Genomic DNA, 12,562 nt, shown 5'->3' on the forward strand with positions numbered 1-12,562 from the left:
AGACTTCCTCCACACCTACAACCACCACCGCTGCCACACCGCACTCGACGGACACCCGCCCATCAGCCGCGTCAACAACGCTGCGGGCCAATACAACTAGGCGGTGCACACCCCGGCCTGACGGCTCGCACTCCTCGTCGGCGATCACCCTCGGTTACTATGCTCACTTCATGCCGGAAGCCGGCAGCGAGGGGCGCGGCACCATCGACGGTCTGCCCGGAAGCGGGGAGACCGGCTCGCCGGCCGAAACTCCCCGGATCCTCCCCGGCACCGTCGACCCGTGGTTTCCTGCCTCTGCGCTCCGGAGAAGTCGTCCGTGGATTGTAAGGCTGAAGAGATGGGTGGCCTGGGAAAGTGTTGCAAGAGGTCGTAGCGACCCGCTATGTCACGCCCCTACGTGAGGGCGGCTCGCTCCCCGGGATCGTCGAGGCCGACGATCTCGGCACGTACGTCATGAAGGTGTCTAGGGGGTGGCGCTGACCTGCGTTGATGCGGGCGAAGCCACCCCTGACCTGCACGGATAAGTATTTCAGCATCTTTCAGGGTCGGGCCGCGTTACGCGGTCGATTCTCCCCACGTGCTCCCCAGAGCCGTCGGCACTCCCCAGATTCTCCCCAGGAAGTGCGGCTGCGGCGGGCCGTGGCGGCATGGGACGTCATCCCATCGGAGGTGTCGTTAAGGGGATCCTGAGTGACCGTCTGTAGGGCAGTCTCGAGGCTTGCCGTCCTCATTGTTGCTGCTCAGTCCCCCTGCCTGTTCGTCGTACGGCCCTACGGCGAGCTCGGCGCGCAGACGACTGGTGGGCCGCGCATCCTGGACTCATGGAGCCCGACGATGCAGAGCGGCCCGGAGCGTTTCTCTCCCACGCGAGTGAGGACAAGCTCGACTTCGTCGAGCCTGTCGCTCGCGAACTTCGCAGCCGCGGGGTGGCGGCATGGCTTGACAGGTGGGAAATCCGCCCCGGGGACAGCCTTGTGCGGCGCTTGTTTGATGAGGGAATCGCGATGGCTGATGCTGTTGTGGCCGTCGTTTCGCAGCATTCGGTGAACAAGCCGTGGGTGCGCGAAGAACTCGACGCGGCAGCAGTGGCCCGAGTCAACGGGGAATCCCTCCTGATTCCAGTCCGGCTCGACGAAGTACCGATGCCCGCACCCCTCAGACACATCGTGTGGATCACTGCTGATCGCACCTCGGAGGGCGTCGTACACACTGCGCAGCAGATCGCGGACGCTCTGCACGGCTACGACCCTCGGCCGGCTGTCGGACCCTTGCCTGCATACGCCCGGGTCACAGCCGTCGCACCGGGCCTGAACGCAGCGGACACAGTCCTGCTCGCCGAGACCATCCGGGAGGCACTCAGGACTAATACAATGACGCTGCTCAGCTGGGCTGCGGTGAAGTTTCGGGCCAGCGATGCCGGTCTCAGCAACGAGCAGGTGGAGGAGAGCCTGCACATGCTCGCCGAGCAGGACTACGTTGATGTGGCAATTCGGGCCGGTGGCGCCCATGACTTTCACCTGACTCGTAAGGGCTACCGTGCCGGGATCTCCACTGTGCTACCGAAAGTCGAGGAGCACCGCCGAGCGGTCATCGCGGAGCTTGTCAACGACCAGCCGACCGGTAGCACGGTTATTAACGATCTCGCAGCACGCACAGAGACACCGTCCTTGGTGGTGGAGCAGATTCTGAACGATCTTCAGGATCAAGGGCAGCTGTCTTATCGCCGCCACATGGGCAACTCGAGCAGTCTGTACTCGATCAGTCCGACGCTCCGCCGGCTTCTGGGCTAGCGCCGGCAAGGGCTTGAAGACGGCGCCCTATGCCTCAAGGCGGACGCGAGTCTTTGACTTGAAGTCCGCTCGGACCGAGCGGAGCCGCATCCCAGGTAGGTAGAGAGAGTCGGAGAAGCCGAGTAACCACCAGGTGCCGGCGTAGTCCCCCGGTAGACCTCGCGTCGTTCAAGGCAGCCCATGTTGAACATCTCCCAATGTCGATGTTCAGCCTGTATGGTCACTGCACGTATGCGCCCGGTGGCGAATCGGATCCGGTGCGTGACGTATGGCGATGGCTTGGATCAGGGGGTGTTCGGGATCGTCGCTCCGACCAATGGGCAGACAGCGGTGCGCATGCTTTTCATCCTGGACCGGCTCGGTGATGAGTGCGATGCCGGCGGAGACGTGCCGCCGTTGGCGGTCAAGGTGATCCAGTCCGAGCGGAAGCTGCAGAAGCTGGACTTCCTCATCCGCAACCCGGACTACCTCGCCAACTTGATCATCTCCGGATGGGAAGAGGGCCGCTTGCCCGGGAAGCGGCTCCTCGACGCGCGAGCGGTGCTGAAGGAGCGGGAGCCGGAGCTGCACACGTACCGGATGTTGCGTGGACGGCACGGTGCGTTTGAGCAGTTGAACAACGCGTTGAGTGTGTTGCGGCATCTGGACCTGATTGCCATCCGGCGAGCGGGGCGGGTATCCGACGAGAACGTGCGGCGCCGGGACTACTACCTGCTCGAAGCCGGGGCAGTCCGGGCGCAGGAGCTGCGGACCGCGGAGCCGCTGCTGGCTTGGTACGACCAGCAGGCCGCGTATGTGTCCATTGCAGCGCAGGGCATGTCCGGGGGGCAGCTGAAGTCACTGCAGTACGGGCACGAGGAGTATGCGGGCACTCCGGAAGGGCGGCTCATCGGCGGCATCACCGCCCGGGTGAGACAGCGCCTGGAGGCCGCACTCGAACGGGAGGGGCTGGCGGCGTGAGTCAGAGCATTTCACAAGTCGAGGACCATGCGTCGGGCCCGGTTGAAGCGTGGCTGGCGGAAATCGCCAAGGCGTCCCGGCAGCCGGTCGACGTCGTGCGTGAGGTACTTGTTGAGCACGGGGTAAGGGCTCATACGGCGCTGCCACGTCCGCACCGGATCCTGGTGACGGCTGTGGAGTTCGAGGGAGTCCGGCCGGCTCCGGACGGCCAGCAGCAGGACGAGACCGACATCCCCTTCCGTTTCGAGTGGCAGCCGGGGCCCGGTGTCTGGTGTCTGGCTTCCACAGGGAAGAACGAGGCAGGCAAGTCCAGCGTCCTTGAGATCATCCTGTGGTGTCTGCGAGGCCGAGCGGGCCTGCAGCGCGATGTGCGCAGCTGGCTGCGCCACGTGCGCTGCGAGTTCGTTCTGGATGCCGAGCCGCTCGAGGTGGAGATGACGGTGACCGACGGCATACCCGTCGGCCGGGTGGTCTCCCAGCAGACCGGGGTCGTCCTGATCTCGTTCGACGGAGTCAAGGCGTTCGAGGAGTCGATGGACGCCTTCATGCTGGACCGTCTGGGACTGGAGCCCCTGCGTACCCAGCAAAGGGCCCGTGGAGACGTGGAAGCGCTGCCCGTCACCGGTGAACTGTCGTGGCCTTCCTACGCCAGCGGCCTGTACATCAATCGCAAGGGCCTGGGCCATCTGCTGGGCAACGACTCGAAGAATGCGCTGCCAACCCGGTTGCTGGAGCTGTTCCTGGGCGCTCCGTGGGCGGCGACCATGGTCGCCGCCTCGGTGGCCCAGAAGGTGGTGGCTGCTCAGCTGTCCGCCGCTCGCCAGCGCGCGGCGGCCGACGCCGAGGCAAGGCGGGCCCAGCTAGGCGAGCTGACCCGGCAGCTGGACGCCGAGCGCGCCCGCCTGGAGGCGTTGCCCGATCACGGTCAGGCCGCCGCTGACCTGGGCGTGGCCTACCGAACGCTGGCCGACGCCACGACGGCAGCCAGCGAGGCACAGCGCCAACTCGCGGCGGCCCGTCTGCGTCACGACACCTTGGAGGAGCAGCGGCACAGTCTCGCTCAGGTCGTGCAGACCGCCCAGGAAGCGGTGCTGGCCCATGCGTTCTTTCACACCCTGACGCCGACGATCTGCCCTCGCTGCGACACGAAGGTTTCCAAGGATCAGTGGGCCCGCGAGCAGGAGGGGCACTGCTCGCTGTGCGACTCCCGACTGCCAGACCCCTCCGACCACGGTGACACTCACGGAGAGGAAGAGGAGGACACACCGGAAACCCTTCGGCAGGCATTGGCCGGCGTCCAGCAGGAGGTGGAAGAAGCCGCCAGCGCCCTGGCCACGACTCAGGCGCGGGCGTCGGCCGCGGCCGACGCCGTCAACCGGGCGGACGCCGCCCTCAACGAGGCGCTTAAGGACCCTGGCACCGGCGAACGGCGGGCCGTCGAGCTGGCCGTGGCCCGTCTGGAGGGAGCGGTCGCCGAGCGAAAGGGCCGCTTCACCCATCTGGACGCCGCCGTCGACATTACTCCCCTGGAAGTGGCCAACGCGGTCCTCAAGGCGGCTGAGAAGGCCGCGCACACCCGCCGGACCGCAGCGTTGAAGCAAGTCCTGAAGGATGTTGAGCAGGACATCGTCACCATGGGCCGTGCTCTCGGGCTGGAGATGCTCCAACGTGTCGAACTGGGCACCGGCGCCACCCTGACGGTGTGGAAGGGCGGCCAGCAGCACCCCTATGGCTCCCTTACCGAAGGCGAACAGCTGCGGCTGAAGATCGTCACCACGACGGGGCTGCTGCGGCACGGTATCCGCAGTGGTGTCGGCCGGCACCCGGGACTTCTGATCGTAGATTCGCCTGGAGCCGAGGAAGTCGACAGCAAGGACCTGCGGCTAATGGTGCAGGACCTGGTCAAGCTCACTGACATGGCGCCGGAACTGCAGGTCATCATCGCCACCGCTCGCGGCCAGGACGTGGCCTCCCTCATCCCCGAAGGCCAGCTGCGGCTCGCTCCGCCAGGACAACGCCTGTGGTGAGGCTGCCAGCCCCGCCCGGCTCGAGCGCCCGCCGGCGGCGTCCGGCATAGAGTCCAAGGCGCACACCGGTCCGGCAGCAGGAAGGAGGCACAACGATGACAGGCCCTGCCACCGATCCTCTGCGCCTGCTGGCCGAAGCACGTCGTTCCGGCGCGCCCCCACCTACCCTGGCCGAACTTGGCGGTCCGGTGCTCCTGACCGAGGCCCGGGACGAACTGCTAGACCACGACGACCTGCCCGCTTTGGTGTCAGTCCTCTGCAGCGAAAGCATCACACTGACCAGCCCAGCCGGCCAGGACTTCCTTCTCGCCGCAGCCGAGGCCCCCGACGACCCGCTCCTTCTCGAAGATGTCGTCACGGCCCTGCTCACCCATCGCGATGCCGTCCGGGTGCTCGGGGAGGATCTCGCCGACGTCTGGCTGGACGCGAGCCGCACCCGCCTGGATCTTATGGGCGGTATCGCTTTGGAAGCCTGCGCCCGCCTCGTACTGGCTGGCGTCGCGAGCCACCACGGCCTTGTGGACAGACTGCGCCGCATGCGCAGGGAACTGGCACGTATCGACGAGGACTTCGCAGCCCGCGCCGTCCGTGTAGCTGGCGCGCTCGCCGAGCAGTTTCCGGCCCCGGAAATCCCACCGCTGTTGGAGCATCTCCTCGACCACGACGACGTCGCTGATGACGCGGCCTTCGAGCTGGGCATGCTCACGCTGCGCCAAGCCTTCACTGCCGCTTCCGTGGACGAGGCTCGCCCCCAGCTCCTCAAAGCCCGCGAATACCTGAGCGACGCATCTTGCATGGAGGAACGCCCGGACGCAGTCGGCTTCGGCGCAGCCTTGGACGCCGTCCTCGCCTACACGACAGGCGCCACCATCTCCGACGACACCGTTCGCCGGCTCCAGGACGCGATCTTGGACATCCGCCTGAACCTTCTCGGCCTGCCACCCGGCTGGCGCGTTCCCCGCCTGGACACCCTAGCCACCTGGCAGCAGCTCCTTGACACCCTCGTCCACGCCCAAGGCGCCGACCGAGAAGGGTCGTGGCTGCACGCCGCCGCGGTCATCACCAGCTTGGTCGACGTCTACGCAGCCCACCGCAGTCTTGACCTGCTCACCCCTACCGACGGTTCCCTATCACCGGCAGGTACACCCGGTGCCTCCGTCTCGGCGCCGGGCCTGCACGCCCTACTGGCCCCGCGTGTCGAGCAGACTCTGCTCGCCCACGAAGGCGGCCTAGCCCTGCTCGACCAGTGGCTCGCCGAACTCGGCAGTGCGTCCGAGTTCGACCAGGACCCCACGACCCCGGTCGTCCGGGAACAGGCCACCGCTCTCCGCGAAGCCCTGTCAGCCGGAGGGCAGGACCCCCGCCCAAAACCTGAAGGCCCGGCAACCGTCCTTGCCGGGCTCCCCCTCCCGCCCGACGACGCCGACCGCCTGTCCGGCTTCCTCGCCGCAGCACCCGAACTCGCCGCCCGGCTGTCCGACATGTGGCAGGCACGCCAGGCTCGAGAACCCGTCGATGAGATCCCCGCGATCGCCGCCGCCTACCGCAAGACCCGCACCGATCTCCGACAGCAGTGTCCCGACGGCTACACCGGCCAGTTTGCCACCGATATCGACCGCATGCTGCTCTACCTGCTCCGCTTCTTGGACCTGCGGCTCAACGAGACGCAGAAATTCGGCGGCGACGCCCGCAAGTACCTCCGCCGCCTCAAGAAGGACGAAGTCAAGCCCCTGGAAAAGGAGATGGGTAGAGACCTCCGCGATTTTCTCCGCGGCCAGGGCCTGCGCGTTGAACTGGAAGTCAACAACATCGGCGCTGGACGCGTCGACATCGCCTGGCGCCCCCACGACGAGCTGATCACGCTCGAACTCAAGCGAGACTGGGCCAACCCCTCCTGGGACGCCTACACCAAAGCCTTCCTCCCACAGGCGATCTCCTACCAGGTCAACGGCCCGCCCCTGAACTTCCTCGTTGTCCTGGACCTCACAGACAAACCCGACGGACTGGCCTCAGTACCCGCCTGCGTCCACGTCCGCACCGTCCCAGGCCCTGCTGGCGACCCAAGACCCCGCACCGTGATCATGCTGCGTATCCAGGGAAACAAGCGAGACCCCCACGATCTGTAGGTCGTCGGCTCGCTGTTCGGGAATGTCGGGCAACCGGGGTGGTGAGCTCAGCTGGTCGCGGCGCTGGATGGTGGCCGCTGCCCAGCTGATCCACGCTTTGTCGGGCCTGGAGACGCTCACGGTCTCCCGACGAACTCAAGGGCACCAGGTGGCGTCGCCGGCCAGCTGGTTACGGTTGGTGGCTTCCTGTGCAATACGGCGGCCCGACACTAGTACCTCATGAGTCCTCTGTCGCAGTCTGGGCGGCAGCCAGGCCGTAAGCGTGTGGGCGCGCTCATCGGAAACCATCTGACTCGGAGTGGAGGCGTGGCTTAGGAGGAGGTCGTACAACGCGGAGGCGGGTTCGACCGAGGGCAGCCCGCACTGGGTGGCTGTTACTGAGGCACGGGCGGGAATCGACAGCCCTTCAGCGTCCAGGTCGCCGTAGTAGGCGATCCGTTGGATTCCATGGATCTCTTTGACCGTTTCGATGGAGGCTTCGAAGGCTCGTCCAGAGCCGAAGGCCACGGCTCTGGTGCGCCCGGGATTCGGGGTGAGCAGGTCTCGGAGTGTGGCGTAGGTGTCGCTGTTCTCGGCGACCAGGAGGGTGTCTCCGTCGCCGAGCAGTCGGTAGGCGAGGGGTGGTGGCTCGCGAAAGGTGCCGAGCTGTTCCAAGGTAAGGCGGCCGGGGGCGAAGAGTGCACCGGAGAGGAGACCATCGAGGCGCTTTTCGTCCTGAAAGATCTCGTACGAGCGTTCGCGCAGGGGGATCGGTACGCGAAGTTCAGGACGATTGCTGGTGTCGCGGAACCATCGGTTGATGAGGGCTAGGTCTTCGTGGTGGGCGGAGGTGAGGTACGCCGTGTGGACCCAGTCGAGTTCAGGGCGGTAGGAGCGCCGTGTGGTGACAGACGCAGGCTTGCGCGGGGCGACTGCGGGCAACCGGATCTGTTCGGGCAGGGCGGGACGGCCTGCGTCCCATTTGTGTCTCTGACCGTGGGGGAGTCGCAGGGTGCCGGCGTCGGAGAGTTCTTCGAGCAAGGTGGCCAGTGCGGTGCGGGAGTCCTCACCGCGGGCGGTGCCGGGGAGTGCCGCGGTGAAGGCTTCCATCACCGTGGCGCGCGGCACGGTGGCCTTCTCGGCGCGAGCGTGCAGTGCGGCACTGAGGCGAGCGGCGCCTGGTGAGAGGCCAGGAAGCTGCTCGGGGGTGGGCGTCGTCACCGGTTCGTATCCCCCTTGGTGTACAGGCGTGCGGAGCTGAGGTATCCGTTTGCTTCGGGCCCATGGGTGTCCGGGGCGGTCCGAGGGGTGGGGATGAGGGCGTTGCGGACGTGGTCGTCGAGGCGGATGCGGGAGAGGCCAGTGCGGGCTTCTGCGTCGTTGCGCAGCTGGATGGTGGCGGGGAATCGGGCTGTGACGGCTTCGTCGCTCAGGCCGGTGGTGTAGATGAGCTGGATGCCCAGCGCTGCCGCCATCTGGGTTTGGATGTCGACGAGGTAAGGGGCATTAGCGCGGCCGATGGGATTGTCCAGGAGGAGCAGTCCGCCGTGGCGGGTGCGGCTGCGGGGGCCGGGGGAAGTACGCAGCGCGGCGAGGGCGCAGTAGAGCAGGATGGCGCCAGTCAGTTCCTGACCACCGGAGAAGATCTTGCCCATCTTCTCGACGGGCACGCGTTCGATCCGTTGGGTGGCGTTGGGTTTCATGACCTCGGCGGTGAAGCGGGGGACGGCTGCGTGCAGGCAGCGCATGACCACCTCGGTGCCTTTGAGCTTGCGGGTGCGCGGGTTGGCGGCGAGGTTGTCGATGGTTTCGCGCATATGGGCGGTGAGCACGGAGGGCTCAGGCTTCCTGTAGCGGATGGTGAGGAAGCGTTCCCCTGCCCAGGGCGTGGGACCGTCGGGGAAGAGGGAGAACCGGCTTGCTTGGTCCACTTGCTGGAGAAGATCGGTGACGAAGCCGCTGAGCTGGGACACAAGGGCCTCGCGCGCCTTGGTCATGCCTTCGAGCTGGGTCGTCAGGGCTGCGGCAGCGTGGTGCAACGCCGTAGTCCACTCTCGGGCGGCGGCGGGGATGTGCCGCCGGTCGAGAGCCGAGATCTGGTTGCGCAGAGGGATGTCGAGTTGTTCGAAGCGGACGTCGCCGGCCTGGTCCTTGAGCAAGGACACGCTGTCTTCGACGCGGCGCTCGGTGCTAGTGAGCTTGCTCCGGGCGTCTTCGTAGCGGGCGGTGGCTTGCCGTACGGCGGGTTCGGCCGCATCGGCGGTGCCTTCGTAGGGGTCCGCCGCGGGTTGAATGCCGAGCTGTTCGATCGTGGCATCCAAGCGTGCTAGGACGTGACCGAAGGCGTCGAGTTCGCGAGTGTGCTGGCTCTGCTGCCTGCGGGCCGCGTTGTACTCCTCGTCAAAGCCGCGTTCGGCCTGCTGGGCCTCCGCCTGGGCGTGTTCGGCACGGGCGGTCAGGTCGTAAGCCTCTTCGAGGGAGTGTGGGGTCCACTCGGCGACGTCTTGAGCGCTGATGTCTTGTGCTGTGGTGGCGAGCGTGCGGTGTCGTTCCTTGAGACGGCTCTCCTTGTCCCGAAGGCGCCGTAGCTGGTCCTGGAGGCTGATGAGCTGTTGGCCTAGATCGCGCTGTACGGCGTCGCGCTGGACGTCATCCGCCGCGGCGGGAGAACGGCTGTATTCCTGGGCAAAGGGCTTGACCCGGTCAGGGACCTGCGCCCATTCGTCCTGGCAGGCGCGCAGGGCGTCTTCTGCTTCCTTAGCACGCTGACGCTGGTCTTCTCCGATGTCCACACTGCGCAGGTCCTCGACTGCCTGCTCGTAGCGGTGCTGGAGGACAGTGAGCGCTTCGCGGGGCGCTCCCCTGGTGTGCTGAGCCTGCTCGGCCTCGGGCGTGGCGGTGACCTTCTTTCGCGCCTGGGCATGGCTCTGAGCCTGCTGGACGGCGGCTTCCACCGCCTGGGTCATGCGTGCGATGTCGCTGTGGGCGGTCTCCTCTTTCTCGCCCAGCTCCTCGAGTTCGCGCTGGCGCTGCTGAGCTTCTTCCTCGAGCGCGGTGATCCGGTCGCGTGCCTGGCTGGCTTTCGCCTCGGCTTCTGTGAGGCGGCGCATCGCCTGCGCGGCCTCGGCGGCCTCGCGGTGAGCCGTTTCCTGTTGTGTGTAGACCTCCTCGGCAGCGGTGACGGCATCGTCATGCTGTGCGGCGCTGGCGCGCGCGACCTCAAGGCTGGCCTGGGATGCCTGCGCTGCCGTCCGGAGCTCCTGGAGCCGTTCGAGCCGGACCTCTACGCTCACGGGGCCGATATCGTCCAGCCAGTACGTGATCTTGTTGCCCAGGTCGCGGGTGACACCGATGCGTTCACCGAGCTCATCCACTGCCTGCGTGGAGGCCGCCAGGCGTGCTTCAACCTCGGCTCGTTCGAGTGCCGCAGCCTGTTCGTCATGCAGGGCCGGGGTCGGCTCGGGCACCATCCGGCCGCCTGTGTCGGGTACCGGCGTCAGCATTCGTTCCCCGGTTCCTACCGCGACGGCCGCCGTGGGCAGGGGACGGGTGTGCTCCAGATGACGCTGCGCCTGATCCAGCGCTGCGGAGCCGCCGCCTACGATGATGCCGCCGACCAGGTCCGGGTGGTCGTTGATGAGGCGCTGGTGATCGTCCGGTGGGACGTTGTCGCGCAGCCACTGCCAGCCGGGGACGGCGTCGATGCCCTGGGCACAGAGGTCGGCGCACAGGGTGCGGACCTCCTTGGTGGCGGGCAGGAGGCCGTCGCTGGTGTCCAGGGCGGCGAGGAGTTCTTCATCCGCGCTGTGCTGGAGCTGTGTCCGCCTGAGCGCACCGTCCAGAGCGGTGATCTTCCGCTCGATCGAGCTCTGCAGGGCAGCGCAGTGGTCGGCGAGCCAGGTCAGGGCATCGCCGTCTTGCAGATCTTCGAGGCCGAGCTCAAGCAGTTCCGCAGTCACGGGGTGGCGGCGCACGGACTCGGCGCGGACGCGTAGCCGGTCGGTCTCCGCTTCGCCCGCTTCTGCTGCGCGGCGGTCATCGAGAGCCCGCTCCTGCAGTGCAGGCAGCTGCTGATATGCCTGTGTCCGGCGGCTGCGGGCCTCATCCTGTGCCTTCTTGGCCTCTACACGGAGCTGGCCGTGGTGATCAGCTTCGCCGTCCATCCGGGAGGCGGCGTCCGCGGCGCTTTCGCCGGGTTGCACCTGTCCTTCGTCCCGTGCGGTGCGCAGCTGCTCTTCGAAGTCCTGCACCTGACGGCGCAACTGGCGCTGCTCTCCCTCAGCCGTACCGGCATCCCTGTGAAGCGAGTCGCTTCGCTCGCGCCACTGCTGGATCTTGCTGCGAGACTCGGAGATCTCCCTCTCCAGATTGCCGGCCACGGCGCGTGCCTGCGTTTCAGCCGCCGCATAGCCAGCCCGCAGCGCTGCCGCGGCGGTATCACACGCCTGCAAATAGGGGGCGGCTGTTTCCTCGGCTTCGGAGAGGGACCGCTGCATGCGGCCGTGGCGCTCCTGGGCAGCCGCGTGACGCACAGCGACCGGGACACTGCGCCAGCCCGCAAGGCGGTCTTCCAGCCGTTGCGTTGTCGCGGCGACTCGCTTCTGTTCCTCGGCTGATTCGTCCAGCTCGATACCGCAGGTGGCCCAACGCACATGCGCCATACGTGCATTTGCGAGGTCCAGTTCCTGCTTGGCTGCTTCATATGCCTGGTACGCAGCACTAACGGTGCCTGTGGTGGCCTGTGCCGCGGCGGTGAGGATCTGATGCCGACGCATCAGCCCTGCGGCAAGTGCGGCGAGGCCGACCTTGGCCTGCCCAGCCTCGCGCTGCTGGTTGGTGTGCTCGTGGTACCGCTCGGCCACACGGGCGCAGATCTCCTCCATGGTCAGCGCGAACTCCCGCTCCTTGACCAGTTTCTCGCGCTGGTCGTGGGCGCCGGCATAGGTCTCGAAGGTACTGCCGAGGCTGGTGTACTTGTCGTCGTCGTTGGCCTTCTCCAGGAGCCACTGGACGAACGCTGCCGCACTGGAGGTGGTGAACGCCTCGGCCGCCCCGCTCTCGGTGGCGTTCATCTTGCGCTGGACATCGAAGAGGCCAGGTTCGAGACCCAGACCGGCCTGATGTTTCTCCCACTTCTCCTGCCCGTCCACGATCTGAAGCTCCAACGCCTCGACCGTGGCCTGCAGTTCGCTCAGCTCGTTGCAGTAGTGGTCGAACGGCAGCCAGTGACCATCACGGTGGAAAGGGAGATCGTCCGCGGACAGGGCGGCACCTGGGTGGAAGTTGTAGAAGCGGCGCTTGAGCTTGCCATCGCCCTCGGGCGCGAGGATCTGCGCGGTGACCAAGAGCCTGCCAGTCCGGGCATCAGCCCACTCCAGGACGATATGGGAGGGCTGAGCCGGAGAAACGACGAAGCTCCGCAGCTCCTCCGGGTCATGGTGACGCAGCGGGATCGTGGTGCAGGTGATGCCGGTCAGCAGCACACCCTTGCCGCCGCCGTTCTGGAGCATGACCAGACTGGCCGGCGAGGGCCGCTGCGTGACGTGTCCGGGCGTCGGCATCAGGGATGCTGTCTCAACCAGGGGGCCCACGCCAGAGAAGTCCAGGTTCACGTCTTCGTAGCGGGCATCGAGCGGCCCGAAGTTGCGCAGCAGGATGCGGTTCAACTCGTACATGGAGA

The 12,562-nt window shown here is 66.8% G+C and carries 6 protein-coding genes and 2 pseudogenes; 6 read left to right on the plus strand and 2 right to left on the minus strand.

All coding sequences use genetic code 11. The annotated features are described in order from the left end of the window. The 6 genes and pseudogenes from ACWEJX_RS12155 to ACWEJX_RS12180 all read left to right on the plus strand — a co-directional run. Positions 1-100 (plus strand): annotated as a pseudogene (locus ACWEJX_RS12155) (IS481 family transposase); the annotation flags it as partial. A gap of 254 nt (positions 101-354) precedes the next feature. After that, positions 355-459: pseudogene (locus ACWEJX_RS12160) on the plus strand (HipA family kinase); the annotation flags it as partial. Positions 460-821: 362 nt separating this feature from the next. Then, on the plus strand, positions 822-1,790 hold the full coding sequence (locus ACWEJX_RS12165) for a toll/interleukin-1 receptor domain-containing protein (protein WP_331452166.1): 969 nt from the start codon (positions 822-824) through the stop codon (positions 1,788-1,790). A 291-nt stretch (positions 1,791-2,081) separates the two neighbouring features. After that, positions 2,082-2,750 carry a hypothetical protein gene (locus ACWEJX_RS12170; RefSeq protein WP_331452165.1) on the plus strand — a complete coding sequence of 223 codons (669 nt, stop codon included), beginning with the start codon at positions 2,082-2,084 and terminating at the stop codon, positions 2,748-2,750. Next, the gene (locus ACWEJX_RS12175; RefSeq protein WP_331452164.1) at positions 2,747-4,777 is read left to right on the plus strand and encodes a hypothetical protein; all 2,031 of its coding nucleotides are present in this window, start codon (positions 2,747-2,749) and stop codon (positions 4,775-4,777) included. The genes ACWEJX_RS12170 and ACWEJX_RS12175 overlap by 4 nt, the downstream gene beginning before the upstream one ends. Before the next feature lie 95 nt (positions 4,778-4,872). Further along, positions 4,873-6,903: a hypothetical protein gene (locus ACWEJX_RS12180; protein ID WP_451607392.1), complete on the plus strand. Its 2,031-nt coding sequence runs from the start codon at positions 4,873-4,875 to the stop codon at positions 6,901-6,903. 135 nt (positions 6,904-7,038) lie between these two features. Here ACWEJX_RS12180 and ACWEJX_RS12185 read toward each other — a convergent pair whose 3' ends face one another. Then, a complete protein-coding gene (locus tag ACWEJX_RS12185) occupies positions 7,039-8,103 on the minus strand; it encodes a Wadjet anti-phage system protein JetD domain-containing protein (protein WP_331452162.1) in 1,065 nt (354 codons plus the stop codon). After that, positions 8,100-12,557, minus strand: coding sequence for a hypothetical protein (locus tag ACWEJX_RS12190; protein ID WP_451607393.1), 4,458 nt, complete (start codon positions 12,555-12,557; stop codon positions 8,100-8,102). Before ACWEJX_RS12190 ends, ACWEJX_RS12185 begins: the two co-directional genes overlap by 4 nt. Positions 12,558-12,562 lie beyond the last annotated feature (5 nt).

The sequence above is a fragment of the Streptomyces sp. NPDC004788 genome (genome assembly GCF_053601115.1).